The sequence below is a fragment of the Streptomyces albus subsp. chlorinus genome, from assembly GCF_013302895.1.
GTDB classification, from domain to species: Bacteria; Actinomycetota; Actinomycetes; order Streptomycetales; family Streptomycetaceae; genus Streptomyces; species Streptomyces chlorinus.
Genome location: NZ_VJOK01000001.1, coordinates 2,952,355 through 2,976,477, shown reverse-complemented (window position 1 = coordinate 2,976,477; position 24,123 = coordinate 2,952,355). Strand labels below are relative to the sequence as shown.

23 protein-coding genes, 1 tRNA gene and 1 pseudogene are annotated in these 24,123 nt (G+C 72.8%); 16 read left to right on the top strand and 9 right to left on the bottom strand.

Features of this window, described 5'->3' with window-relative positions:
* Positions 1–65 precede the first annotated feature (65 nt).
* The 5 genes from FM076_RS34630 (at position 66) to FM076_RS13240 (ending at position 4,860) form a co-directional block, all read left to right on the top strand.
* Positions 66–1,202 carry a transglycosylase family protein gene (locus tag FM076_RS34630; protein ID WP_274598802.1) on the top strand — a complete coding sequence of 379 codons (1,137 nt, stop codon included), beginning with the start codon at positions 66–68 and terminating at the stop codon, positions 1,200–1,202.
* Positions 1,203–1,329: 127 nt separating this feature from the next.
* Positions 1,330–2,610 carry a phosphopyruvate hydratase gene (gene eno / locus FM076_RS13255; protein ID WP_173870552.1) on the top strand — a complete coding sequence of 427 codons (1,281 nt, stop codon included), beginning with the start codon at positions 1,330–1,332 and terminating at the stop codon, positions 2,608–2,610.
* Positions 2,611–2,741: 131 nt separating this feature from the next.
* Complete coding sequence (locus FM076_RS13250) at positions 2,742–3,239, top strand: FtsB family cell division protein (protein WP_173870551.1); 498 nt, start codon at positions 2,742–2,744, stop codon at positions 3,237–3,239.
* A gap of 95 nt (positions 3,240–3,334) precedes the next feature.
* A complete protein-coding gene (locus FM076_RS13245) occupies positions 3,335–3,880 on the top strand; it encodes a DUF501 domain-containing protein (protein WP_173870549.1) in 546 nt (181 codons plus the stop codon).
* Entirely contained in the window at positions 3,877–4,860 is a 984-nt protein-coding gene (locus FM076_RS13240; protein ID WP_173870547.1) for a Ppx/GppA phosphatase family protein, read from the top strand. The genes FM076_RS13245 and FM076_RS13240 overlap by 4 nt, the downstream gene beginning before the upstream one ends.
* Positions 4,861–4,896: 36 nt before the next feature.
* Here FM076_RS13240 and FM076_RS13235 read toward each other — a convergent pair whose 3' ends face one another.
* Both FM076_RS13235 and FM076_RS13230 read right to left on the bottom strand, forming a co-directional pair.
* Entirely contained in the window at positions 4,897–5,166 is a 270-nt protein-coding gene (locus tag FM076_RS13235) for a type II toxin-antitoxin system RelE/ParE family toxin (RefSeq protein WP_173870545.1), read from the bottom strand.
* Complete coding sequence (locus tag FM076_RS13230) at positions 5,163–5,435, bottom strand: type II toxin-antitoxin system Phd/YefM family antitoxin (protein WP_173870543.1); 273 nt, start codon at positions 5,433–5,435, stop codon at positions 5,163–5,165. The genes FM076_RS13235 and FM076_RS13230 overlap by 4 nt, the downstream gene beginning before the upstream one ends.
* A gap of 475 nt (positions 5,436–5,910) precedes the next feature.
* Here FM076_RS13230 and FM076_RS13225 point away from each other — a divergent pair, with 475 nt between their 5' ends.
* The gene (locus FM076_RS13225; RefSeq protein WP_173870541.1) at positions 5,911–7,359 is read left to right on the top strand and encodes an NAD(P)/FAD-dependent oxidoreductase; all 1,449 of its coding nucleotides are present in this window, start codon (positions 5,911–5,913) and stop codon (positions 7,357–7,359) included.
* A gap of 216 nt (positions 7,360–7,575) precedes the next feature.
* Positions 7,576–8,937 carry an SAM-dependent methyltransferase gene (locus tag FM076_RS13220; RefSeq protein ID WP_173870539.1) on the top strand — a complete coding sequence of 454 codons (1,362 nt, stop codon included), beginning with the start codon at positions 7,576–7,578 and terminating at the stop codon, positions 8,935–8,937.
* A gap of 116 nt (positions 8,938–9,053) precedes the next feature.
* On the opposite strand, the gene FM076_RS13215 is transcribed toward FM076_RS13220, so the two are convergent.
* Positions 9,054–11,594: an ABC transporter permease gene (locus FM076_RS13215; protein WP_173870537.1), complete on the bottom strand. Its 2,541-nt coding sequence runs from the start codon at positions 11,592–11,594 to the stop codon at positions 9,054–9,056.
* Positions 11,595–11,660: 66 nt separating this feature from the next.
* Positions 11,661–12,374, bottom strand: coding sequence for an ABC transporter ATP-binding protein (locus FM076_RS13210; RefSeq protein WP_173874714.1), 714 nt, complete (start codon positions 12,372–12,374; stop codon positions 11,661–11,663).
* A gap of 605 nt (positions 12,375–12,979) precedes the next feature.
* Between FM076_RS13210 and FM076_RS13205 the strand changes: the two genes are divergently transcribed.
* Positions 12,980–13,065, top strand: a tRNA-Leu gene (locus FM076_RS13205).
* A 260-nt stretch (positions 13,066–13,325) separates the two neighbouring features.
* Here FM076_RS13205 and FM076_RS13200 read toward each other — a convergent pair.
* Positions 13,326–13,685, bottom strand: a complete 360-nt coding sequence (locus tag FM076_RS13200; protein ID WP_173870536.1) for a hypothetical protein — start codon at positions 13,683–13,685, stop codon at positions 13,326–13,328.
* Positions 13,686–13,915: 230 nt separating this feature from the next.
* Here FM076_RS13200 and FM076_RS13195 point away from each other — a divergent pair, with 230 nt between their 5' ends.
* The 5 genes and pseudogenes from FM076_RS13195 to FM076_RS13180 all read left to right on the top strand — a co-directional run bounded on the left by FM076_RS13195 (position 13,916) and on the right by FM076_RS13180 (position 18,076).
* Positions 13,916–14,332, top strand: coding sequence for a VOC family protein (locus FM076_RS13195; protein ID WP_173870534.1), 417 nt, complete (start codon positions 13,916–13,918; stop codon positions 14,330–14,332).
* 81 nt (positions 14,333–14,413) lie between these two features.
* Positions 14,414–14,977 (top strand): annotated as a pseudogene (locus tag FM076_RS13190) (SDR family NAD(P)-dependent oxidoreductase); the annotation flags it as partial.
* A gap of 89 nt (positions 14,978–15,066) precedes the next feature.
* Positions 15,067–15,198, top strand: a complete 132-nt coding sequence (locus tag FM076_RS34625) for an SDR family oxidoreductase (RefSeq protein WP_345945416.1) — start codon at positions 15,067–15,069, stop codon at positions 15,196–15,198.
* 75 nt (positions 15,199–15,273) lie between these two features.
* Positions 15,274–16,497 (top strand): PLP-dependent aminotransferase family protein, encoded by a 1,224-nt coding sequence (locus tag FM076_RS13185; RefSeq protein ID WP_173870531.1) that lies wholly within the window; start codon positions 15,274–15,276, stop codon positions 16,495–16,497.
* Between the two features lie 604 nt (positions 16,498–17,101).
* Complete coding sequence (locus FM076_RS13180; protein WP_173874713.1) at positions 17,102–18,076, top strand: nitroreductase/quinone reductase family protein; 975 nt, start codon at positions 17,102–17,104, stop codon at positions 18,074–18,076.
* On the opposite strand, the gene FM076_RS13175 is transcribed toward FM076_RS13180, so the two are convergent.
* Positions 18,025–18,534, bottom strand: a complete 510-nt coding sequence (locus tag FM076_RS13175) for a MarR family winged helix-turn-helix transcriptional regulator (RefSeq protein WP_173870530.1) — start codon at positions 18,532–18,534, stop codon at positions 18,025–18,027. The genes FM076_RS13180 and FM076_RS13175 overlap by 52 nt on opposite strands.
* Before the next feature lie 122 nt (positions 18,535–18,656).
* On the opposite strand from FM076_RS13175, the gene FM076_RS13170 reads away from it, so the two are divergent.
* Complete coding sequence (locus FM076_RS13170; RefSeq protein WP_173870528.1) at positions 18,657–19,232, top strand: DoxX family protein; 576 nt, start codon at positions 18,657–18,659, stop codon at positions 19,230–19,232.
* 170 nt (positions 19,233–19,402) lie between these two features.
* Positions 19,403–20,269: a Bax inhibitor-1/YccA family protein gene (locus tag FM076_RS13165; protein ID WP_173870526.1), complete on the top strand. Its 867-nt coding sequence runs from the start codon at positions 19,403–19,405 to the stop codon at positions 20,267–20,269.
* Between the two features lie 173 nt (positions 20,270–20,442).
* Here FM076_RS13165 and FM076_RS13160 read toward each other — a convergent pair whose 3' ends face one another.
* The gene (locus FM076_RS13160; protein ID WP_173870524.1) at positions 20,443–20,670 is read right to left on the bottom strand and encodes a DUF4287 domain-containing protein; all 228 of its coding nucleotides are present in this window, start codon (positions 20,668–20,670) and stop codon (positions 20,443–20,445) included.
* Positions 20,671–20,851: 181 nt separating this feature from the next.
* On the opposite strand from FM076_RS13160, the gene FM076_RS13155 reads away from it, so the two are divergent.
* Entirely contained in the window at positions 20,852–21,145 is a 294-nt protein-coding gene (locus FM076_RS13155; protein WP_173874712.1) for a hypothetical protein, read from the top strand.
* A gap of 28 nt (positions 21,146–21,173) precedes the next feature.
* Here the strand turns inward: FM076_RS13155 and FM076_RS13150 are convergent, their stop codons facing one another.
* Together FM076_RS13150 and FM076_RS13145 are read right to left on the bottom strand one after the other, a co-directional pair.
* On the bottom strand, positions 21,174–22,343 hold the full coding sequence (locus tag FM076_RS13150) for a hypothetical protein (RefSeq protein ID WP_180217765.1): 1,170 nt from the start codon (positions 22,341–22,343) through the stop codon (positions 21,174–21,176).
* A 337-nt stretch (positions 22,344–22,680) separates the two neighbouring features.
* On the bottom strand, positions 22,681–23,931 hold the full coding sequence (locus tag FM076_RS13145) for an acetyl-CoA C-acetyltransferase (RefSeq protein WP_173870520.1): 1,251 nt from the start codon (positions 23,929–23,931) through the stop codon (positions 22,681–22,683).
* Positions 23,932–24,123: the final 192 nt, after the last annotated feature.

Genomic DNA, 24,123 nt, shown 5'->3' with positions numbered 1-24,123 from the left:
ACATTCGCTTGTGACGCCGGCCGTTGGCGGCTACGTTCGGTCGCCGACTTCGCATCACGTCCCGCATGTCCCCACGCTCCCGATACGAGAGGTTCTCCATGCGCTCCGGGAACGGTCGGCACCGCCGCCCCCGCCAGGCCCCCGCTGTCTTCGTCGCCGCCGGGGTGACGGGTGCGGGCATCGCCCTGCCGCTGCTCGGCGCCACCGGCGCGCACGCGGCGGACGCCTCGGCGTGGGACCGGGTCGCGGACTGCGAGAGCGGCGGCACCTGGAGCGCCAACGACTCCGACGGGTACTACGGCGGGCTCAAGCTGGACCTGGACACCTGGAAGTACTACGGCGGCACGGTGTACGCCGAGCGGCCCGACCTGGCCAGCCGCACCCAGCAGATCGCCGTCGCCGAGAAGCTCCTGGAGGCCGAGGGGCCCGCGTCCTTCCCGCACTGCGGCACCGCCCTGACCGGCGACGAGGACGGCGGTGACGGCGGTGACCGCGAGAACCCGGCCACCGGCCCCGGCACCACCCCGACCCCGCCCCCGTCCCCGGGCGCCGGGTCCGAGCGGGACTCCGGCGACAAGGGCGGCCGGCCCGGCGCGGGGGACGGCGGCGAGACGGGCGGCAAGGCTCCCGGCGAGGACAGTTCCGCCGACAGCGGCAAGGGCGGCAAGGACCGCGAGAGCGGCAAGGCCGACCCCGAGGACAAGGACCGCAAGGGTGACAAGGAGCGCAAGGGCGGCGAGGACCGCAAGGGGGACAAGGGCGGCGAGGAGTCGTCCGGCCCCTCCGAGGAGCCGTCCGCGGGGAGCGGCGGCCGGCAGGGCTCCGACGGGTCCGCCGCGCCCGGCCCGACCGGGACCGGGAGCTGGTCGGACCTGGGTCCCGGCGGCGCCGAGCGGCTCAAGGCCCCGTCCGGTGACGCGGACCGGACCGAGGCCCCGGGCGTGGGGAAGGGCAAGCACCGGGGCAAGCCCGCCGACGAGGGGCGGGACCGGGCGGGGTCGCCGGACCGCGCGTCCCGGGGCGAGGGCCGCGACGGGGACGGCGGCAGGCACCGCGTCACCGTCCGGCCCGGCGACTCCCTCTCGCGCCTCGCGGCGGAGCACGACGTGGCGGGCGGCTGGCAGGAGCTGTACGAGCGGAACCACGGGGTGGTCGGCGACGACCCCGATCTGATCCGCCCCGGACAGCACCTGCGCGTGTGAGCCGTTCCGCCCCCATATGAGCCACTCCACCTAATCGGCCACGTTGGGCGGGAGCGCACCGGGGGCGGGCGCGGGGGGCGGTTAGGCTCGTGGCGGAGATAGCCGTCCCACACGAAGGAGAAACCTCGTGCCGTCCATCGACGTCGTCGTAGCCCGCGAGATCCTCGACTCGCGAGGCAACCCCACCGTCGAGGTCGAGGTCGGCCTCGACGACGGCAGCACCGGCCGTGCTGCCGTGCCGTCCGGCGCCTCGACCGGCGCCTTCGAGGCGCTCGAACTGCGCGACGGTGACGCCGCGCGCTACAAGGGGAAGGGCGTCGAGAAGGCCGTCCTCGCCGTCATCGAGCAGATCGGCCCGGAGCTGGTCGGCTACGACGCCACCGAGCAGCGCCTGATCGACCAGGCGATGTTCGACCTGGACGCCACCGCCGACAAGTCGTCCCTGGGGGCCAACGCCATCCTCGGTGTCTCGCTCGCGGTCGCGCACGCCGCCTCGGAGGCGTCCGACCTGCCGCTCTTCCGCTACCTGGGCGGCCCCAACGCGCACCAGCTGCCGGTGCCGATGATGAACATCCTCAACGGCGGCTCGCACGCCGACTCCAACGTGGACATCCAGGAGTTCATGATCGCGCCGATCGGCGCCGAGTCGTTCTCCGAGGCGCTGCGCTGGGGCGCCGAGGTCTACCACGCGCTCAAGGGCGTGCTCAAGGAGCGCGGCCTGGCCACCGGCCTGGGCGACGAGGGCGGTTTCGCGCCGAACCTGGGCTCCAACCGCGAGGCCCTGGACCTGATCGTCGAGGCCATCCAGAAGGCCGGCTACAACGCGGGCCAGGACATCGCGCTGGCGCTGGACGTGGCCGCCTCCGAGTTCTACGAGGACGGCGTCTACGCGTTCGAGGGCCAGAAGCGCTCGGCCGCCGAGATGACCGAGTACTACGAGCAGCTCGTCGCCGACTACCCGCTGGTCTCCATCGAGGACCCGCTGTTCGAGGACGACTGGGCGGGCTGGAAGACCATCACCGACAAGCTGGGCGAGAAGGTCCAGCTGGTGGGTGACGACCTGTTCGTCACCAACCCCGAGCGCCTGGCGCGCGGTATCGAGGAGGGCTGCGCCAACGCGCTGCTCGTCAAGGTCAACCAGATCGGCTCGCTGACCGAGACGCTGGACGCGGTGGAGCTGGCGCAGCGCAACGGCTTCAAGTGCATGATGTCGCACCGCTCGGGCGAGACCGAGGACGTGACGATCGCCGACCTGGCCGTCGCCGTCAACTGCGGCCAGATCAAGTCCGGCGCCCCGGCCCGCTCCGAGCGCGTGGCCAAGTACAACCAGCTGCTGCGCATCGAGGAGATCCTGGACGACGCGGCGGTCTACGCCGGCCGCTCGGCCTTCCCCCGCTACAAGCGCTGACCCGCACCACCGCCGCGGTGCCGGAACCCTCCCTCGCGCGGGGCGGGTCCGGCACCGCGGACATCGGTAGGCTCCCCGGGGACGCACCGCGGGGGCCCGGGGGGACGCCGGGACACGGAGCAGGGAGAGGTATGGGAGCGGACCGGGACCGTTTCTCCACCGCGACGCGCCTGCGCGCCCTCAGCGCCCAGGCCGCCGAGCGGGTGTACCGCGCACAGGGCCGGGCGAGGTTCCGCACCCCGCGCCGGGGGCGGCTCACCGGCAGGGCGACGGTGCTCGCCCTCGTCCTGTGCTCCCTCGTCGTGGTACTGGCGTACCCCACGCGGCAGTACGTCACCCAGCGCGCCGAGATCGCCGACCAGCGGGCGCGGGCCGACAAGGCGCGGGAGCGGCTCGCCGAACTCCGCCGGGAGCGGGCGCGCTGGCAGGATCCCGCGTACGTGGAGCGGCAGGCCCGCGAGCACCTGCACTTCGTGCGGCCCGGCGAGACGGGCTACACCATGCGCGACGGCACCGCCGAGGTGAGCCGCCCCCGAGGTCGCGGGCCCGCGGACCGGCCCTGGTACGACAACCTGTGGGACGGTCTGGACAGCGCCGACGGCACCGAGAACACCGACCGCCCCCGGTGACACCTCCCCGGCCGCGCCGCACCCGCGCGCCGCCCGCGAGCGCGCACCACTTCCCACCGTCCGACCTGCGAACGAAGCGACGAGCACCCTCACCCATGGACACCCCACCGCCCCGGACCGAGCCGACGCCGCCCACCGACGCGGACGTCGCCGCCTTCATCGAGCAGCTCGGCCGCCCGCCGCGCGGGCTGCGCGCCATCGCCCACCGCTGCCCCTGCGGGCTGCCGGACGTGGTGGAGACCGCGCCCCGGCTGGAGGACGGTACGCCGTTCCCGACCACCTACTACCTCACCTGCCCGCGCGCGGCCTCCGCCATCGGCACGCTGGAGGCGAACGGCGTGATGAAGGAGATGACCCAGCGGCTGCGCGAGGACGCGGAGCTGGCCGACGCCTACCGGGCGGCGCACGAGGACTATCTGACGCGCCGTGACGCCATCGAGGAACTGGTCGGCTTCCCCAGCGCGGGCGGCATGCCCGACCGCGTCAAGTGCCTGCACGTCCTGGTGGCGCACTCGCTCGTCGCCGGGCCCGGCGTCAACCCGCTGGGGGACGAGGCGCTGGCGATGCTGCCCGAGTGGTGGCGCAAGGGCCCGTGCGTGACGGTGCCGGAGCCGGACGGGGAGACGGGAGGCCGGGCATGACGGTACGTCGTGTGGCCGCGATCGACTGCGGCACCAACTCCATCCGGCTGCTGGTGGCCGACCTGGACCCCCAGGCGGGCGCGCTCACGGAACTGGACCGGCGGATGGAGATCGTCCGGCTGGGGCAGGGCGTGGACCGCACCGGCCGGCTGGCTCCTCAGGCGCTGGAGCGGACGTTCGCGGCGTGCCGCCGGTACGCCGAGGTCGTCGCCGCCTTCGGCGTGCCGCCGGAGCGCGTCCGCTTCGCCGCCACCTCCGCGTCCCGGGACGCGGACAACCGCGAGGAGTTCGTGCGCGGGGTCCTCGGCATCCTCGGCGTCGAGCCGGAGGTGATCACCGGCGACCAGGAGGCCGAGTTCTCCTTCACGGGCGCCACCAGGGAACTGGCGCCCGGCACCTTCGCCCCGCCGTACCTGGTGGTGGACATCGGCGGCGGCTCCACGGAGTTCGTGCTCGGCGCCGAGGGGGTCGAGGCGGCCCGCAGCGTGGACATCGGCTGCGTGCGGCTGACCGAGCGCCACCTGACCGGCGCCGACGGCGTGCCGGCCGCAAGCCCGGCCCCCGAACAGGTGGCGGCGATCCGCGCGGACGTGGCCGAGGCCCTGGACGAGGTGGCCCGTACGGTGCCGCTGGAGCGGGCCCGCACCCTGGTCGGCCTGGCCGGCACGGTCACCACGCTGGGCGGCATCGCCCTCGACCTGGACGCCTACGACTCGACCCGGATCCACCACACCCGCCTCTCCCTGGACCGGGTCCGCGCCCTCACCTCCCGCCTGATCGCGGCCACCCACGAGGAGCGCGCCGCGATCCCCGTCATGCACCCGGGCCGCGTGGACGTCATCAACGCGGGCGCCCTCGTCCTCCAGACGATCATGGAGCGGACCGGCGCCGAGGAGGTCGTGGTCAGCGAACACGACATCCTGGACGGGATCGCGTGGTCTGTGGCATGCGACCCGCGTCGAGGCCGCACCGACCGGTGAACGGCGGCGGGTGGTCCGGGCCGGGGCGTCTCGCTCCTACAGGTTGCGGTAGACGTCCCGCCGGTCGCCCGCTTTGACGACGAGGATGACGAGTTCCCCGTCGTTGATCTGGTAGGCGACCCGGTAGCTTCCGACCCGGAGCCGGTAGAGTTCCGACGGGCCGGTGAGCTTCTTGACGTCGGCGTCCTCGCGGTACGGGTCGTCGCCGAGCGCGGTCAGTGCGGCCAGGATGCGCATGGCGTCGGGCCGGCTGACGGCCCGGAGTTGCCGCTGCGCCGCCGTGGTGAACCGGAAGGCGTATTTCACGCCGCCTCGCCGCCCCGCTCGGTGAAGAGATCCGCCAGCAGTTCCGCCATCGTCACGGTGGGGCCGCCCTCGGCCAGGACCGCCTCCGCCTCCCGCGCCAGCATCACATCGGCCGCTTCCTCCAGCGCCTCGAAGTCCGCGATCGGGACCACGGCCGCCACCGGAGCGCCGTTGCGCGTGATGACGGTCGGAACGCCTTCCTCGGCGCGGTTGATGTGGTCGGCGAGGTGCGCGCGGGCTTCCCGTACGGTCACGGTGTTCTCGGTCATGAGGCGAGTGTACGCGTCGACGTGTACACGCTCTCGGTCCGACGAGGCGGCCCCTGGCCGGCGGCCAGGCTCTCACTTGAGCAAGTGCCTCCTCTCCTGATAGAGGTGAAGGCACTCGTGCCAGGGCTTCAGCCGCCCCCTCGCGGGAACTTTCGTGAAATGTTTCACATGGAAAAGTGCCCGGTGAGGGCAGGTTTTTACGTGGGAGCAACCGGTGGTGCCGGGTGCGGCGGCGGCTCGGTCCGCGCGGTGCTCGGTCACCTGGGCGGCGCCCGGCCCGGCGTACCGGGTGGTCCACTCGCGCCGCCGCAGATCCCCGCAGCTCAAAAGGTGCACCAACGGTTCGCGGCGGCCAGTGGTTCCGTGTCCGTGCTGTGGGGTCGGTCACGGGGCGGCGAAGTGTAGCAGAGAGGGCGGGCATCCTTGTGAAGACCCTCACGAAGTGACCCCCGCCGGTGGGTGGATACTCGATTTCATGAGCACCACGGAGCGTCCCCGAATCCTCGTAGTGGGTGGCGGGTACGTCGGTCTGTACACAGCGCGGCGCATCCTCAAGAAGATGCGCTACGGCGAGGCGACCGTCACGGTCGTCGACCCCCGCTCGTACATGACGTACCAGCCCTTCCTCCCAGAAGCTGCGGCCGGCAGCATCTCCCCCCGCCACGTCGTGGTCCCCCTGCGACGCGTGCTCCCGAAGGCAGAGGTCCTCACCGGTCGCGTCACCTCCATCGACCAGGACCGCAAGGTGGCCACTGTCTCGCCGCTGGTCGGCGACGCGTACGAGCTGCCCTTCGACTACCTGGTCGTCGCCATGGGTGCCGTCTCGCGCACCTTCCCCGTGCCGGGTCTCGCCGAGAACGGCATCGGGATGAAGGGCGTCGAGGAGGCGATCGGCCTGCGCAACCACGTGCTGGAGCAGCTGGACAAGGCCGACTCCACGCGTGACGAGGAGGCCCGCCGCAAGGCCCTCACCTTCGTCTTCATCGGCGGCGGGTTCGCCGGCGCCGAGACCATCGGCGAGGTCGAGGACATGGCGCGCGACGCCGCCAAGTACTACCCCAACGTCAAGCGCGAGGACATGCGGTTCGTCCTCGTCGACGCGGCCCCCGGGATCCTGCCCGAGGTCGGCCCGAAGCTCGGCGAGTGGGGCCTGGAGCACCTCAAGAAGCGCGGCGTGGAGGTGTACCTCAACACCTCCATGGAGTCCTGTGTGGACGGCCACGTGGTGCTCAAGAACGGCCTGGAGGTCGACTCCAGCACCATCGTGTGGACCGCGGGCGTCAAGCCCAACCCGGTGCTCTCCCGCTTCGGCCTGCCGCTCGGCCCCAAGGGGCACGTGGACGTGGACGCCACCATGCAGGTCAAGGGCATGGACTACGCCTGGGCCGCCGGTGACAACGCGCAGGTCCCGGACCTGGCCTCCGACAAGGAGAACGCGTTCTGCCCGCCCAACGCGCAGCACGCGCTGCGCCAGGCCAAGGTGCTCGGCGACAACGTCATCTCCGGGATGCGCGGCTTCCCGCAGGGCAAGTACAAGCACCACAACAAGGGTGCCGTCGCGGGCCTGGGTCTGCACAAGGGCGTCGCGATGATCGTCTTCGGCAAGACGAAGATCAAGCTGCGGGGCCGGCTGGCCTGGTACTTCCACCGCGCGTACCACGGCTTGGCCGTGCCCACCTGGAACCGCAAGATCCGGGTCTTCGCCGACTGGACGCTGGGCATGTTCCTCAAGCGCGAGGTCGTCTCGCTGGGCGCCATGGAGCACCCGCGCGGCGAGTTCTACGAGGCGGCGGCGCCGGTGACGGCCGCGGCCCTCGCCAAGGCGGACGCCTCCGCGCCGGCCGACACCAGCAAGGCGACCGCCGACGGCCGGGCCGACAGCACGGTCGACGGCAAGGGGGAGAAGGCGGGCGCCTCCTCCTGACCGCCGCCCCTCCGCGCGGGGCGCGCGGAGGGGCACGCGGGGATACGCCGGGGAAAACGCCTGAGAGGGGCGTGAGCCATCCGTGGGGCTCACGCCCCTCGCCCGTATCCGCCGTACGCGAACGGCCGGTTCCTTGTGCACAGTGGGCATACATCACCCCCCGCCAGTGTTAGGTGTAGGGGGAATCCACCCCTTCCTTCCACGGAGGTGTGCTCTATGCCCGGTGCCGCCAGGCGGATCGTCGCGCTCGCGGAGAAGGTGCTGCCGGCCCCGCTCCCCGTGCGGGTGCGAGCCTGGGACCACAGTGAGGCGGGGCCGCCCGGGGCCCCCGTACTGGTCATCCGCAACCGCCGGGCCCTGCGCCGCGTGCTGTGGCGGCCGGGCGAACTGGGGCTGGCCCGGGCATGGGTCGCCGGGGACCTGGATGTCGAGGGCGACCTGTACGAGGCACTGGACGTGCTCGCGGGTCTGATCTGGGAGCGGGACGAGTCCCCCGCCGCGGCGTCCGCCGCCCCCGCCTCCCCCGCGCCGAGGGCCGGGCGGCTGGGCAGCGCGCTGGCGCTGGCCCGCGATCCGGCGGCCCGCGAGGCCGCCGCCGAACTGCTGAAGCTGGCAGGTCCCGGACTGCCGCCCCCGCCGCCCGCCGAGGAGTCCCGCCGCCGCACCGGTCTGCGCCACACCCTCGGCCGCGACCGCAAGGCCATCAGCCACCACTACGACGTCGGCAACGACTTCTACGAACTCGTGCTCGGCCCCAGCATGGTCTACTCCTGCGCCTACTGGCAGCCGGGCGGCACCCTGGAGCAGGCCCAGCACGACAAGATCGACCTCATCTGCCGCAAGCTCGCCCTGCGCGAGGGCCAGCGGCTGCTGGACGTCGGCGGCGGCTGGGGCTCGCTCGTCCTGCACGCGGCACGCGAGTACGGGGTGCGCGCCGTCGCCGTCACCCTCTCCCGCGAACAAGCCGCCTACGGCCGCAAACGCGTCGCCGAGGAGGGCCTCGCGGACCGCGTGGAGATCCGCGTCCAGGACTACCGCGAGATCGACGACGGCCCCTACGACGCGATCTCGTCGGTCGGCATGGCCGAGCACGTGGGCGCGGCCCGCTACCGCGAGTACGCCGACGACCTGTACGCCCTCCTGCGGCCCGGCGGGCGGCTGCTCAACCACCAGATCGCCCGCCGCCCCCTCGCGGACGAGGAGTCCTACAGCGTCGACGAGTTCATCGACGCCTACGTCTTCCCGGACGGCGAACTGGCCCCCGTCGGCCGCACGGTGAGCCTGCTGGAGCGGGCCGGCTTCGAGGTCCGGGACGTGGAGTCGCTGCGGGAGCACTACGCGCTGACACTGCGCGCCTGGGTGCGCAACCTGGAGGCCGGCTTCGCGCGGGCCGCCCGTCTCACCACGCCGGGCCGCGCCCGCGTCTGGCGCCTCTACATGGCCGCCTCCGCGCTCGCCTTCGAGCACAACCGCATCGGCGTCAACCAGGTGCTGGCCGTCAAGACCCCGGAGTCCGGGGCCTCCGGACTGCCGCTGCGCACCCGCACCTGGACGGCGGACGCCACCGCGCGCGACTGATCGGCCGCTCCCACCCGGAACCCACCCGAAAGCCGTCTTCCCCGTCCCTGGCCGGGACGGGGAAGACGGCTTTCTCCAGCGGTCGCCGTACGGAGCGGGTGACTGCCCCGCGCGGGTCACTCCGCCTTGATCGCGGCGAGCATGTTGAGCCTGGCCGCCCGCCGTGCGGGCCACAGCGCGGCCAGCACACCCACCAGGGCGGCGAGGGCGAGGAAGAGGGCCATCCGGCCCCAGGGGAGCACCAGGCTGTAGGTGTCCAGCCCGGCGCCGGTGATCAGCTCTCCGGCGGCCCAGCCGAAGAAGACGCCGAGGCCGATGCCGAGCACCCCGCCGAAGAGCGAGATGACCAGCGACTCCAGCCGCACCATCCGCTTGATGCCGCGCCGGTCGAGCCCGATGGCGCGCAGCATCCCGATCTCCTGGCCGCGTTCGAAGACCGACATGGCGAGCGTGTTGATCACGCCGAGGACGGCGACGATGACGGCCATCGCGAGCAGCCCGTAGAGCATGTTCAGCAGGATGTTGATCGTCTGCGCGACGCCCTCGGAGATGTCCTTCTTGTCCTGGACCTTGATCGCCGGGTTGTCACCGAGCTGCTTTTCGAGGGAGTCCTTGACCGCGCCGGTCGCCCCGTCCTTCGTCTTGGCGAGCACCTGCATGTCGGCGACCTGGGACATGTGCGGGGTGACGGCCTTGCTGTCGACGAGGATGCCCTTGATCATCTCGTTGCCCTTGTAGAGCCCGCCGACGGTCAACTGCCCCTTCGCGCCGTCCTCGTACGTCACCTGGAGGCGGGAGCCGACCTTCCACCCCTTGTTCTTGGCGGTGGTGTCGTCCACGACGATCTTCTGCCCGCTGCCGAGGCCGGACCAGCCGCCCGCCGTGAAGTCGAGCGAGGTCAGCTTGCCGATGGTCGAGCCGTTGACACCGGTCAGGTACTCGGTGTTGCCGCCGATGCGGGCCTGCGCGTTGCGCAGCGGGGAGGTCGCGGTGATCTCGTCGGACTGGGCCAGCTTCTTCTCCACCGCGGGGGAGAGCGGCGTGAAGTTCGCCATGGAGACGGTGTAGTCCGCCTTCAGCGAGTCCGACGCCATCTTGTCGATGCCCTTCTGCACACCGCCCGCGATGACCGTCAGACCCGTGATCAGCGTCAGACCGACCATCAGCGCGGAGGCGGTGGCCGCCGTGCGGCGCGGGTTGCGGACCGCGTTCTGGCGGGCCAGCTTGCCGCTGATGTGGAACATCCGCAGCACCGGCGCCGCCGCCGCGATCAGCGGACGGGACAGCAGCGGCGTCAGCACGAACACGCCGATCAGAAGCAGCGCCGCGCCCAGTCCCATGGGCCCCTTGCCGCCCTCGTCCATCTTCGTCGCCACCAGCACCAGCGCCGCACCCGCGGCGGACAGCAGCGCGCCGATGGTGTTGCGCACGACCAGGGAGCGCGTCGAGGCCGGGGCGTGCAGGGCGCCCATCGCGGCGACCGGCGGGATCTTGGCGGCACGCCGGGCCGGCAGCCAGGCCGCCAGGACGGTGACGACAATGCCGACGAGGAGCGCGACGAGGGTCGTGCTCGGCTCGATGACCAGCGGACCGTCGGGCATGGCGCCCATGTTGCCGATCACGGCGCGCAGCCCCGCGGCGATGCCGACGCCCGCCGCCATGCCGGCCAGGCCCGCGACCGCGCCCACGACCAGCGCCTCGATCAGCACCGAGCGGGTCACCTGGCGGCGGCTGGCACCCACCGCGCGCAGCAGCGCCAGCTCCTTGGTGCGCTGGGCGACCAGCATGGTGAAGGTGTTGGCGATGATGAAGATGCCGACGAACAGCGCGATCCCCGCGAAGGCCAGCAGACTGGTCTTCATGCCGGACATGCTGCTCTCGATGGCCTTCGACTCGTCGTCGGCGAGCTTCTTGCCGGTGACGGCCTCGGCGTCGGCGGGCAGGATCTTCTCGGCCCGCTCCTTGAGCGCGGCCTGGGAGACGCCGGGGTCCGCCTTGAGGGAGATCTCGGTGTACTCGCCGGGCTTGGCGAACAGCCGCTGCGCCGTGGCGTTGTCGAAGAGGACCAGCGTGCCGCCCGCGGCGACGCTGCCGTCGTCGGTGGTGAAGACGCCGGTGACCTTCTCCGTGCGCACGGGGCCGTTCACCGACATGCGCACGGTGTCCCCGACCTGGTAGCCGGTGCGCTCGGCGGTCTTGGCGTCCAGCGCGATCTGGCCCTGGGCGCGGGGCGCCGTGCCGTCCTTCATCGGGTACCGCGGGTCGGTGCCCTTGCCGTCGCCGCCCGCGTAGTAGTTGGCGCCCTGGGTGGAGAAGCCGTCACCGACGAGCTTGCCGTCCTTGTCGGAGAGCGCGGCGAAGCCGGAGACGACACCGGTCGCGGAGGCGACGCCGGGCAGCCGGCCGGCCTTCTCCAGGGTGCGCTGGCTCAGCGGCGAGACGGTGCTGCGGCCCTGGGGGGCGTCGCCGTTCTCCTGGCGTATGGAGACGTCGACATCCGCGTAGCCCTTCTCGGAGCTCTTGTGGAAGGCCTCGGAAATGGTGGAGGTGAAGACCAGGGTGCCGGAGACGAAGGCCACGCCGAGCAGTACGGCGAGCATCGTCATCAGCAGCCGGGCCTTGTGCGCGAAGACGTTGCGCAAGGCTGTACGGAGCATGGGGAGGTCCTGAAGCGTCCTTCTGGGAGAGGTCCTTGGGGGGTCGGCCGGGGCGTCGGCCGCGGCTCAGCTCGTGCGGGCCCTGGCGTCGAAGGACTTCATCCGCTCCAGCACGCTGTCGGCGGTCGGCCCCCGCATGTCGTCGACGATGCGCCCGTCGGCGAGGAAGACGACACGGTCGGCGTAGGCCGCGGCCACCGGGTCGTGGGTGACCATGACGACGGTCTGGCCCAGCTCCCGCACCGAGTTGCGCAGGAAGCCGAGCACCTCGGCGCCCGCCCGCGAGTCGAGGTTGCCGGTCGGCTCGTCCCCGAAGATGATCTCCGGCTTGGAGGCGAGGGCGCGGGCGACGGCCACGCGCTGCTGCTGCCCGCCGGAGAGCTGGTTGGGCCGGTGCTTGAGCCGGTCGGCCAGGCCGACGGTCCCGATGACGCGGTCCAGCCACGCCTTGTCGGGCTTGCGGCCGGCGATGTCCATCGGCAGCGTGATGTTCTCCAGCGCGGTGAGCGTGGGCAGCAGGTTGAACGCCTGGAAGATGAACCCGACGCGGTCGCGCCGCAGCTGGGTCAGCTTCTTGTCCTTCAGCCCGGTCAGCTCCGTGTCGCCGATGCGGGCGCTGCCGCTGGTGATCGAGTCGAGCCCCGCCATGCAGTGCATCAGCGTGGACTTGCCGGAGCCGGAGGGGCCCATGATGGCGGTGAACTCGGCCTGCCGGAACTCGACCGATATCCGGTCGAGGGCGACCACCTGGGTCTCGCCCTGGCCGTAGACCTTGCACAGGTCCGTGGCCCGCGCCGCGGCGACGCCGGTGTTCGGGTGGGCTTCGGGGGCTCCGGGGTACGGGCCACCCGCAAAGTGGTGCGGACGGGTGCTGGTCGTCACGGCGCGGTGCTCCTGTCGGGATCTCGGTTGGGAAGAGCGGAGGTTTCCAAGTGCTCACCATCGTTCCGTCCCGCCCGCGCCCCCGGATCCGTCCGGGCTCCGGTTTTCGGGGGAGCCTTCGGAGGTAGCTCCCGGCCCCTCCGTCATCCTTGGGTATGACGGCGGACCCTGAGACGGCCGGGAGCGGAACGGACTCGTTTGGAGGCGTGCGGTGCCGTGCGAAACGAGCCGAAGAGGCCGTTGGCATATGCCGATGGTCAGGAAGCGACGTACATCCGGGTGATCGAGCGGCGACTTTCCGTCATTTCTGGCGAGCCGGACGGACGCGGAAGAGCGCTGCGAAGTGGTGCATGTGACGCTGATGCCCCGTCAGTTGCCAATAAAATAAGACAACATCGGTCTGTCGATCCGCTGTTCGGGGGACGACCCTGGATAGGCTCGTCCCGCGTCCTGGGGAGGGCCGTGTGCGCCCAGCGGTGCACGGAGCGCTCCAGCAGACCGGTGCCCGGATGGTGGAATGCAGACACGACGAGCTTAAACCTCGTTGGCCCTAGGGGCCGTGCCGGTTCAAGTCCGGCTCCGGGCACCAACCGACGCAGGCCGGGCGCCTGCGTCCCGCCCTCTTCCGCTCCCGCCCCGGCGGGCCCGCGACCCGTACCGGGGTCACCCTCTTCGGGGACGCCTCCCCGCAGTACCGCGCCCCCCGGCAGCCGCTGCCAGGTTGGCGCGAAATCAGCGGCGCCGCGCGGGGATACGGCCGGAACCGGCCGTGCCCCCGCGCCGCCGGGCGGACGCGGCTCCCCGACGGGCTCGGTGGTTCCCGAGGAGTCCACCGGCTCCCGGAGGGGTTCAGCGGCTCTCCAGGCGGAGCCGCAGCTGCTTCTCCTGGTCGCCGGCCACCTCCAGCACCTCCACCACGCCGAAGGCCTCCAGCAGCGTGCGGTGCAGCCTCTCGACCGCGTACGGGGAGCCCTGCAGCTCGGCCGTCACCCGGGAGCCGAGCGGCACCACGTCCGGCTGCGCCGCCTCGCGGGTCACATCGAACCGGGACAGCCATACGTTCGCCTTGCGTCCCTCCGGGCGCAGCTCCCCCCAGTCCGAGGGAAACAACCCGCTCAGCACCCTGAAGACCGCTTCGGCGTCCTCGCAGGCGCAGTCGCTGAGCTCCACGGAGACTTCCATCTCCCCTTCGGACATCTCGGCCGTCATCTGGCGGGCCTCCCTTTCTCGCGAATTCGCTCCAGGCCCAATATCGGCCCGCAGGTACCCGTTCGGCGTGATCCCAACCGGCGATTCGCGGGCCCGGTGCGGCGCGCGCCTCCGCGCGATGAGTCCGCGCGGCGGGGAGAGTCCCTCTCCCGTGCTCCCTCCCGCCCGCGTCCGCGCCGGGAGGCCCGCCCCGAGAGGCGGGAGACGTCCACCCCGAGGAGGGATCCGCCATGGCACTCGCGACCGTCACCGTCAGCCTGCCCGTCGCAGACCGCATGAGGGCTTATACGTTCTACCGGGACGGACTGGGGCTGGAGGCCGTCGGCAAGCTCGCCGAGGACGGGGTGCCCGAGCCGCTGCGGTTCGTCGTCAACGACGGAATGCGGCTCATGCTCATCCCCACCGGTGGTTTCGGATGGGTCATCGGCGACCACACCGTCGCCGAACCCGGGAGCAGCGAGTGCGTCCTCGCCGTGCCCGTAGCCGACGAGAGCGACGTCGACGCACTGGTGGCCCGCGCCGTGCGCGCCGGTGCCGGCACCGTCTCCGCGCCCGCCCGGCGCCCGTGGGGCTACGCCGGAGCCTTCACCGACCCGGACGGCCACATCTGGCTCGTCCAGGCGCGGACGGCGGCCGAGGCCGGGTGACACGGGCGGCGTCCGCGCCCCGGGGCGGGCGGGGGCGAAAGCCGGTTGAGGCGCGGCCCCGGGCGGTGCGAGGGCGGCACGGTGACCGATCCCGGACTCTCCGGCCGCACGGTGCTGGTCACCGGCGCGGTGGGCGGCATCGGTGAGGCGACGGCCCGTGCGTTCGCGCGGCTGGGCGCGCGGGTGGCGGCGCACTGGTATCCGGGCGGCCCGAACCCCCGGGACGTGACGTACGCGCACACGGCGCCGACCCGCGCACAGGCCGAGGCGGTCCTCGCCCGGCTGCGCGAGGACGGCGCCGCACAGGCCGTGCCCCTCCCCGCCGACCTGGCCGCGCCGGACGCGGCCGAGTGCCTGCTGGAGGCCGTCACCGCCCGCCTCGGACCCGTCGACGTCCTCGTGAACAACGCGGCGCACTGCGAACTCCCGGACACCGCCGACGCGCTGACGTATCAGGCGATGGAGCGCACCTACCGGGTCAACACGTTCGCGCCCGCCGTACTGACCGCCGAACTCGCCCGGCGCGGACGCCCCGCCGCCGTCGTCAACGTCTCCACGGACGCGGCCCGCGCCTTTCCCGGCCAGGTCGCCTACGGCACCTCCAAGGCGGCGCTGGAGGCCGTCACCCGGGCCGCCGCGCTCGACCTGGGGCCGCGCGGCATCCGCGTCAACGCCGTGGTGCCCGGGTCCGTGCAGACCGGCTGGATGCCGCGGGAACCGGTCGAGCAGCGGTCGTGCCCGGGGTTCCGCCGCGCCGGGTCGGGACCCCCGAGGAGATCGCGGACGCGGTCGTGTTCCTGGCCTCCGGCCAGGCGCGCTGGATCACCGGACAGGTCCTCCAGGTCGCCGGCGGCCACGCGCTCTGACCCCGTCCGGACGCCCGGACGACCACATACCGGATACCAGTGGGCAGGTTCGCACAGGGTTCCTAAGCTGCGGGAATGACATCCAGCACCCTCGCGGGCCCCGCCCCCGCCGCAGCTCCCGCGCCCCCGCTCGCCGCCCGCGCCGCCTCGGTCGGAGCCTCGCCCGTACGCGAGATCCTGGCGCTCACGGAGCGCCCCGAGGTGATCTCCTTCGCCGGAGGACTCCCCGCGCCGGAACTGTTCGACACGGAGGGCGTACGGGCCGCCTTCGACCGGGTGCTCGCCGAGGAGCCGCAGCGCGTGCTCCAGTACTCCACCACCGAGGGTGACCCGGCGCTGCGGGCGGCGGTCGCCGACCGGCTCACGGGCACCGGCCTGCCGACCGGCCCCGCCGACCTGCTGGTGACCACCGGCTCCCAGCAGGCCCTCACCCTCCTGGCCACCGCCCTGCTGGAGCCGGGCGACACCGTGCTGGTGGAGAACCCCACCTATCTGGCCGCGCTGCAGTGCTTCGGCTTCGCGGGCGCGCGCGTCGTGCCCGTCAGCTCGGACGACGAGGGGATCGACCCCGGGGCGCTGGCCGAGGCGGTGGAGCGGGAGCGGCCCAAGCTGCTCTACCTGGTGCCCACCTTCCAGAACCCCACGGGCCGCACCCTCCCCCTGGCCCGGCGGCAGGCCGTCGCCGAGGTCGCCGCGCGGCACGGGCTGTGGCTGGTCGAGGACGACCCGTACGGCGAACTGCGGTTCGAGGGCGAGCCGGTGCCCCGGCTCGCGTCGCTGCCCGAGGCGGCCGACCGCACGGTGCTGATGGGCAGCTTCTCCAAGGTGATGTCGCCCGGGATGCGACTCGGCTGGCTGCGGGCGCCCGGCGCGCTGCGCCGCGCCTGTGTCATCGCCAAGCAGTCGTTCGACCTGCACTGCTCCACCGTCGACCAGGCGGCGGCGGCCCGCTACCTGACGGAGCACGACCTCGACGCGCACCTGGACCGCGTCCGCGCCTCCTACCGGCAGCGCCGCGACGCCCTGGTGGACGGACTGTCCGCCGCCCTCCCGCCCGGCAGCACATGGAACCGTCCGGAGGGCGGCATGTTCGTGTGGGCACGGCTGCCGGAGGGGCACGACGCGACGGCACTGCTGCGCGAGGCCGTCACCCATGACGTCGCCTACGTCCCCGGAGCGCCGTTCTTCGCCGGCTCCCCCGACCCGGCCACCCTCCGGCTGTCGTTCACCACCCACACCCCGGACGAGATCCGGGAGGGCCTGCGGCGACTGGGCACCGTACTGCGCGCCGGGAGCTGACCGCCGGGACGGTGGGACGGCAGTGCGCGGCGCCCCCTTCCGCCGTCCTCCCGCGCGGACCCGGGCCGGTCCCGGGAGGGGGAGGAGGAGAGCGAGAGCCGGCAGGGCGACGAGGCCGAGGACGGCGGCCATGGGGGCGAACACCGCGCCGCCCGGCGAGAACACCGCGGCGGGCCCGAGGACGGCCCTGAGAACCGGTCGCGGACGGCTCTTGAAACGCAGGCGGGAGGGCGGGTCGAATGGGCAGCCGTGCCGCGTGACGCTGCTGTGCGTACGGCAGTGGCATGGAGGCACCTGACGTGAGGAGTGCATCGTGCGTACACACACCGCCGGGCTCGTCTGACACGTGATCTTCTGATCCGCCGGCGGCCGGCGTTCCACCCGGCCGTCCCGGCGCGCTCGCTGCCCGCCAGGGGCCGAACCTGACTCCTCACCGGCCCAGCCGGTTCTTCCCACCCTGTCCCAGGCCCCACCCGCCCGCGTCCGGGCCGCCCGCCGAGGCGGCCCCGTGCGAACAGGGGCACCCGTGCGCCCGGAAGGCATCCATGAGCCGGAAGGCACCCGTGTGCGCGCAGGGGCCGCCACTCCCCATGGAGCTGTTTTCCTGAGCCCTTCTCCCTTTCCGCCCGCACCGCCCCGCGTCAGCGCTTTCAACCGCGCCGTCGTCGAGGAGTTCCGCGCCAACGCCGGCCGTGTCGGCGGGCCGTTCGAGGGTGGTGATCTGCTGCTGCTGACCACGCGGGGGGCGCGGACCGGCCAGGAGCAGACCTGCCCGCTCGGCTACGTCCGCGACGAGGACGGCGGCCTCCTCGTCGTCGCCTCCGCCGGTGGCGCGCCGCGCAACCCGGCCTGGTACCACAACCTGCTCGCCCACCCCGCCGTCCGCGTCGAGGTGGGGGCGGAGGCGTACGGGGCTGTCGCCGTGCCCACCGGGGGCGCCGAACGCGCGCGGCTGTTCGCACACGTCGTACGGCACGCACCCGGATACGCGGACTACCAGGCGCGGGTCGAGCGGCCGCTGCCCGTCGTACGGCTGGAGCGGCTCGTGCCGGAGGCGCCGTTCACCGGCCTCGTGGACAAGCTGCTGGAGATCCACGCCTGGCTGCGCGACCAGCTGCGGCACGTGGCCGACGAGGCGGAGGCGTACTTCGCTGCGCGGCGGACCGCACCGCACGCCCCGCCGCCGCTGGGGCTCCAACTGCGCCAGCACTGCCTCGCCTTCTGCGAGGGACTGCACACGCACCACACCTCGGAGGACCAGGGGGCCTTCCCGGCGCTGGCCGAGAAGTACCCCGGCCTCGCACCCGCGCTCGCCCGGCTGCGCGACGAGCACCGCACGGTGGACCGTATCCGCGGGGAGCTGGAGGACCTGCTGTCCTGTCTGGCGGCCCGCGGTCACGAACCGGGGCCGGGCACCGGAACCGGCACCGGCGCGGGCCACGGGCACGGTTCCGGAGCGGTCCCAGGCGCCGAGCGCTTCCGCGCCGAACTCGCCCGCATGACGCGGGAGCTGGAGGCCCACCTCGACTACGAGGAGGAGGTGCCGCTCCCGCCGCTGTCCGCGCTGCCCGTGCCCTGACGCGGCGGGCGCAGCCGCGCGCCGACGCGGCCCAGCGCGCGGGCGAGGACGTCGATCTCGTCGCGTTCGAGCACGTCGATCAGGGCTTCGCGGACGGCCGCCACGTGACCCGGGGCCGCGGCGCGCAGCACGTCGCGGCCCTCGTCCGTGAGGGCGGCGAGGACGCCGCGGACGTCGGTGGGGCAGGAGCGCCGCCGCACCAGGCCGCGCTTCTCCAGCTGGCCCACCTGGTAGGTGAGGTTGCTCTTGGAGGTGACCAGGCCCTCGGCCAGGTCCGTCATCCGTACCTCGCCATCGGGCGTGCCCGAGAGGCGGACGAGGATCTCGTACTGCGGGTGGGAGAGGCCCGCGTCCTCCTTCAGCTGCTGCTCCAGATGACGGGAGACCCGGCTGGTCGCCTCCAGGAAGCCCTGCCAGGCCGCCATCTCCCGCTCATCGAGCCACCTGGTCTCGGCCATACGGCCTATTCTACGTGTTGTTCAAATTCAAACCTCCTTGTTACGGTCGAGATCCTCGTTCGAATTCGAAACACTTCGCGTCGGTGGCCCGTCCCGGCCGCCCGAAGAAGGAGGCTCCGCTCATGACGTCCCCCCACACCGCCCAGGCCCCCGGGGCCCCGCGAGACGACCGGCTCCCCGCCGCCCCCCTCTCGCCCGGAGCGGCCCCGGCCGAGCAGTCCGGTCATGACGCCGGCCTGCTCCTGCTCCGCCTCGCGGTCGGCCTCACGATGGCGGCGCACGGCGCGCAGAAGCTCTTCGGCTGGTTCGGCGGCGGGCTGGAGGGCACCGCGCAGTTCTTCGCCTCGGCGGGCTACCCCTCGCACACGACCATGGCCGTCGTCGCCGGGCTCAGCGAGACACTCGGCGGACTCGGCCTCGCGCTGGGCCTGCTCACTCCGCTGGCGGGCGCCGCGGTCTTCGGCACGATGCTCAACGCGCTCGCCGTGAAGTGGGGCGGCGGCTTCTTCGCCCCCGAAGGCGTCGAGTACGAGCTGCTGCTCCTGGTGGCGGCCGCCGCGCTCACCCTCACCGGCCCCGGCAGGCTGGCGGCCGACCGGGTCCTTCCGCTGCCGCGGCCCCACCGGCTCGCCCACGGCGCGGGCGCCCTCGTCCTCGGCGCCGTGCTCGCGGGGGCCGTCCTGGTGCTGCGCTCCTGAACCGCGGTGCGCCGCCTGCCTCACCCGGGCGGGTGAGGCAGGCGCGGGTGGCCGGGGGCGAGGAACAACGAACGCCTTTTCCTCGTTGTTGACTCTGGACTAGCGTGCTGTTTTTACTAACGCATTACGCTGGACTGCGAGGCCGCGCCGTGTGGCCATGGAGGAGTGAGATGAGGAGCAGCAACCCGGTCTTCTCGCGACGGGGGTTCAGCCGCACCAGCGGCTATGCCGGCTTCAACGCGCAGCAGCAGCCGCCGCAGGCCGGGAACCCGTACGCGACGAACCCCTACGCCGCCAACCCGTACGCGCAGCAGCCCGATGCCGCGCAGCAGACGCAGACCGCCGGTCAGCCGTACGCGCCCCCGGCGGCCCCGTCCGCCGGACGGATGACGATGGACGACGTGGTCGCCCGCACGGGCATGACCCTCGGCCTCGTCGTCGTCACCGCCGCCGTGGCCTGGTTCACCGGGCTTTCGCTCGGCCTCGCCGTCGGCGCCGGCCTCGTCGCGATGGTGCTGGGCTTCGTCCAGACGTTCAAGCGCAAGGCGTCGCCCGCGCTGATCCTCGCGTACGCCGCCTTCGAGGGGCTGTTCCTCGGCGCCCTGAGCAACTACGTCAACCAGTGGGTGAACGGCGCCGCCATGCAGGCGGTGCTCGGCACCATGGCGGTCTTCACCGCCGTCCTGGTGCTCTACAAGACCCGTGTGATCCGTGTCACCCAGCGGTTCTACCGCTTCGTGATGGCCGCGGCCATCGGCTTCGTGCTGCTGATGGCGGTCAACCTGCTCTTCGCCGCCTTCGGCGGCGGTGACGGGCTCGGCTTCCGCAGCGGCGGCCTGGGCATCCTCTTCGGCGTCATCGGCGTCGTGCTCGGCGCGTTGTTCCTCGCCCTGGACTTCAAGCAGGTCGAGGACGGCATCGCCTACGGCGCCCCGAAGGAGGAGGCGTGGCTGTCCGCCTTCGGTCTGACGCTGACGCTGGTGTGGATCTACCTGGAGTTCCTCCGGCTGATCGCCATCCTGCAGGGCGACAACTGAGCGCCAGCTGAGCGTCGCCATCGAGCGACGAGGACGCAGACGAAGAGGGCCCGGGAGGTGTGCCTGCCTCCCGGGCCCTCCGCGCTGTTCGCTGCTGGTGGTTCGCGTCCTTCGTCCTGTTTCTCCTGACGCCTGGGACTTCGGGCCCTGCGTCCAGGCGGCACGGGCCCGGTCTAGAAGTGGCGTGCGGCGCGGCGCAGGTCGTGCTCGTGGATGATGGCCTTGGCGTGCCCGTAGGCGAGGTTGTGCTCGCCGCGGAGCCAGCTCACCTTCTCCTCGAAGCGGAGCAGGGCGGGGCCTTCGTCCACCATGCGGAGCCAGTCGGAGACTTCACGACCGGTGCACTGCGGGATGCGGGAGAGCATGTTCCGGTGGGTCTCTTCGGAGAAGACTTGGGACATCGGCGCCTCCGGACGCTTCTGCAATGAGTCCTTGACGCCACGTTGCCTGAGTGTTCGGGCGTTGGCAACAGTGCGGGATCGCCGGGTCGGGCGACGCACTGGATAAGGTGAGGGCGTGCCGTCCGTGGATACCCGCCCCCTGACCGACGCCGTGGAACGGCTCGCCGACCGGCTGCGGGCCATGCCGCAGAGCACCTTGCGGCGGGGAGCCGCAGCCGAGGGGCTGGCTCTCGCGAGGGAGTTGGCGCTGCGGGCCCAGCGGCTGGAGTTCCCGGAGGGCGGCGGCCCCGGCGGGAGGGAGCTGCCCGACGCCGGGATCTTCGCCGTCGGGGACCAACTGGCCGTCGCCGGGCACGACCTGGCCGCCGCGCTGGAGGAGGCGCCGCCCGCCGTGGCCGGGCCCGCCCTCGCGGAGGCGCTCCACCTGATCGGAACGGCACCCGTCTTCCCGCCCAGCCGCACCCCCCGCCCGTAGTGCGCGGGGGCTGCGGCTGGGCGGGCGGCTACAGCGGGGTGATGACGCGGTCGGCCAGCAGGTAGGCCGTGCTGCCGTCCGGGTAGGCGAAGGTGAGGGTGTAGGAGCCGGCGATGCCGGAACCGCCCATCAGGACGGGCGGTTCGCCGCGGCGTACGGCGTCGGCCAGCGCCTCGCTGGTGACGCGGTCGCCCGGCGACAGGCACACCGTCGTACCGTCCTCGAACAGGTACAGGTCCAGCGTGCCCAGCGGGCCGGGCCGTACGTCGGCCAGCGGGGTGCGGGCGTCGGCCAGCTGAGCGAGCCGTTCGATGGTGCGCTCGTGATAGGTGACCGTCGGCGCGGGCGAGGGCGCCGCCTGGGGGGTGACCGGTTCGCCCTTGAGGTTGTAGTCGGGCTGGGAGGGGTGGCGGCGGCGCGCCGCCGCCAGGTCCGGGGGCTCCTCCCCGGACCCGGTCCCGGGCTCGCTCCCGGCGCCCTGGTACGGGGCGACGTCCACCTCCACGTCCACGTCGCCGTCCTCGGGGCCGGGCTGGCGCGGGATGAACAGCTCGCCCGTCTCGGAACCCGTGGGCGGGCGGTGGCCGGCGGCGCGGTCGCCGGCGCCCGGCGTCCCGGCCGTCTCGTCACCGGGTCCGGTGGGGCCGGAGTCCGGGAGACCGGTGTCCGTGAGGGGGGCGTCCGGGAGGGCGGTGTCCGCGAAGGGGTAGTCCGTGAGGGAGGCGTCCGGGAGGGCGGTGCCGGTCCGGGAGGCGTCCGGCAGGTGCGGGAAGCCGTCGTCGAGATCGCTCGGCGCGACCTCGTACTCCGTGCCGTGGCCCGCCAGCAGGGCGCCCGACCCGGGGCCCGCGTCGCGGGCTTCCTGCGCGGCCCAGAAGGCGCGCGCCTCCGCCAGTTCGCGTTCCCGCTCGTCCGCCAGCGCGGCGGCGACAGCGGCGCGGATCTGCCGCTCGAAGGCGCCCTCCTCCGCTTCGCCGCTCTCCGTTCCGCCGCTCTCAGTCCCGCCGTGCTCCTGGCTCCCCGGCGCCGTCCGGGCGTGCGGGACCGTGCCGGCGGCTGCGGTTGTCGGCTCCAGTTCGGCGCGCAGCGCTGTCAGCTGACGGCGCAGGCCGCGTGCCGTGTGCAGTGCCGCACCGCCCAACGCGGTGGCCACGGCCGCCGCACACAGCAGGATGAGGGATATGGCGCTCACTGACATGACTCCCGGTTCCGGTTCGACCCCCCTGACACGTCCCCCCGGTCGTTCCCCTGACTTCCTACAACAGCGCTGTCGCGAAGGTTGTCCAAGGTTCTCCGACCGTAGTGCAAATCCCGGCGAATGGGACAGGGTGCGAACCGAGCAGCGCGCAGCCATACCGCTCTGACCTGCGCTTATGCCGCGCCCCCAGGGTGTATATCACATCCTGGGGGCGCTTCGGTCTCGCCAACGTATCGGCGCGTGCACAGCCGGTGGTGCGGGGTGCCCTGCCCCGGACGCGCCGGGGCAGCGGCCCTGCCGGGAGCATACGGAGCCCCCGGCGGAGCCCGAAGGGGGCTCAGCTGAGGCGTTCCAGCACCATCGCCATGCCCTGGCCGCCGCCCACGCACATCGTCTCCAGGCCGAACTGCTTGTCGTGCCACTGGAGCGAGTTGAGCAGCGTGGTGGTGATGCGGGCACCGGTCATCCCGAAGGGGTGACCCACGGCGATGGCCCCGCCGTTGACGTTCAGCTTGTCGAGGTCGATGCCGAGGTCCTGGTAGGAGGGGATCACCTGGGCCGCGAACGCCTCGTTGATCTCGACCAGGTCGATGTCGCCGATTGACATGCCCGCGCGGGCCAGCGCCTGCTTGCTGGCCTCGACGGGGCCGTACCCCATGATCTCGGGGGAGAGGGCGGAGACGCCGGTCGAGACGATACGGGCCAGCGGGGTCAGGCCCAGCTCGCGCGCCTTGGTGTCGGACATGATCACGAGCGCGGCGGCGCCGTCGTTGAGCGGGCAGCAGTTGCCCGCCGTGACCAGGCCGTCGGGGCGGAAGACGGGCTTGAGCCCTTCGACGCCCTCCAGTGTGACGCCGGGACGCGGGCCGTCGTCCTTGCTGACCACCGTGCCTCCCCCGGAGCCTTCGGCCCCGGAGGCGCCCCCAGGCGTGGTGACGGGCGTGATCTCCCGCTCCCAGAAGCCGTCGGCGAGGGCCTTCTCGGCGAGGTTCTGGGACCGCACACCGAACTCGTCCATCTCACGCCGCGAGATGCCCTTGTACCGGGCCAGGTTCTCGGCGGTCTGGCCCATCGCGATGTAGATGTCCGGCAGCCGGCCGTCCTCCCGCGGGTCGGTCCAGCCCTCGCCGCCCTTCTCCGCGCGGGCCGCGGTACGCGCCTCGGCGTCGGCGAAGAGCGGGTTGTGGGTGTCGGGCATTCCGTCGGAGGTGCCCTTGACGGAGCGGGAGACCACCTCGACACCCGCGGAGATGAACACCTCCCCTTCGCCGGCCTTGATCGCGTGCAGCGCCATGCGGGTCGTCTGGAGGGACGAGGAGCAGTACCGGGTGATGGTGCAGCCCGGCAGGTGGTCCATGCCCATCTGCACGGCGACGACACGGCCGAGGTTGTGCCCCTGCTCACCGCCCGGGAGGCCGCAGCCCAGCATCAGGTCGTCGATGTCGGCCGGGTCCAGCTCCGGCACCTTGGCCAGGGCGGCCTTGATGATCTCTGCCGTCAGATCGTCCGGGCGGACGTCCTTGAGGGAGCCCTTGAAGGCGCGGCCGATGGGGGAGCGGGTGGCGGAGACGATCACTGCTTCGGGCATCGGTACTCCAGGGAGTGGGCGGGTCGGACGGCTACGCAGCGGAAGCTACCCGCCCGTAGGGTGCGGGTCACGGCCTGCACGGTGTGATGCGGGCCTCTTCTAAGCGTTTGCTTTTCCCGCCTCGCCGGTCAAGCCGCCGGTCAGGACACCCGCGCCGGACCTCGGGCGCGCGTCATCGGGCGGGTCCCGGGA

Bases quoted from the DNA above. Each gene is read 5' to 3' on its own strand.
- FM076_RS34630 (WP_274598802.1), top strand. From the start codon at position 66: ATGTCCCCACGCTCCCGATACGAGAGGTTCTCCATGCGCTCCGGGAAC.
- FM076_RS13250 (WP_173870551.1), top strand. From the start codon at position 2,742: ATGGGAGCGGACCGGGACCGTTTCTCCACCGCGACGCGCCTGCGCGCC.
- FM076_RS13245 (WP_173870549.1), top strand. From the start codon at position 3,335: ATGGACACCCCACCGCCCCGGACCGAGCCGACGCCGCCCACCGACGCG.
- FM076_RS13240 (WP_173870547.1), top strand. From the start codon at position 3,877: ATGACGGTACGTCGTGTGGCCGCGATCGACTGCGGCACCAACTCCATC.
- FM076_RS13230 (WP_173870543.1), bottom strand. From the start codon at position 5,435: ATGACCGAGAACACCGTGACCGTACGGGAAGCCCGCGCGCACCTCGCC.
- FM076_RS13225 (WP_173870541.1), top strand. From the start codon at position 5,911: ATGAGCACCACGGAGCGTCCCCGAATCCTCGTAGTGGGTGGCGGGTAC.
- FM076_RS13220 (WP_173870539.1), top strand. From the start codon at position 7,576: ATGCCCGGTGCCGCCAGGCGGATCGTCGCGCTCGCGGAGAAGGTGCTG.
- FM076_RS13215 (WP_173870537.1), bottom strand. From the start codon at position 11,594: ATGCTCCGTACAGCCTTGCGCAACGTCTTCGCGCACAAGGCCCGGCTG.
- FM076_RS13200 (WP_173870536.1), bottom strand. From the start codon at position 13,685: ATGACGGCCGAGATGTCCGAAGGGGAGATGGAAGTCTCCGTGGAGCTC.
- FM076_RS13195 (WP_173870534.1), top strand. From the start codon at position 13,916: ATGGCACTCGCGACCGTCACCGTCAGCCTGCCCGTCGCAGACCGCATG.
- FM076_RS13185 (WP_173870531.1), top strand. From the start codon at position 15,274: ATGACATCCAGCACCCTCGCGGGCCCCGCCCCCGCCGCAGCTCCCGCG.
- FM076_RS13175 (WP_173870530.1), bottom strand. From the start codon at position 18,534: ATGGCCGAGACCAGGTGGCTCGATGAGCGGGAGATGGCGGCCTGGCAG.
- FM076_RS13170 (WP_173870528.1), top strand. From the start codon at position 18,657: ATGACGTCCCCCCACACCGCCCAGGCCCCCGGGGCCCCGCGAGACGAC.
- FM076_RS13165 (WP_173870526.1), top strand. From the start codon at position 19,403: ATGAGGAGCAGCAACCCGGTCTTCTCGCGACGGGGGTTCAGCCGCACC.
- FM076_RS13160 (WP_173870524.1), bottom strand. From the start codon at position 20,670: ATGTCCCAAGTCTTCTCCGAAGAGACCCACCGGAACATGCTCTCCCGC.
- FM076_RS13155 (WP_173874712.1), top strand. From the start codon at position 20,852: ATGCCGCAGAGCACCTTGCGGCGGGGAGCCGCAGCCGAGGGGCTGGCT.
- FM076_RS13150 (WP_180217765.1), bottom strand. From the start codon at position 22,343: ATGTCAGTGAGCGCCATATCCCTCATCCTGCTGTGTGCGGCGGCCGTG.
- FM076_RS13145 (WP_173870520.1), bottom strand. From the start codon at position 23,931: ATGCCCGAAGCAGTGATCGTCTCCGCCACCCGCTCCCCCATCGGCCGC.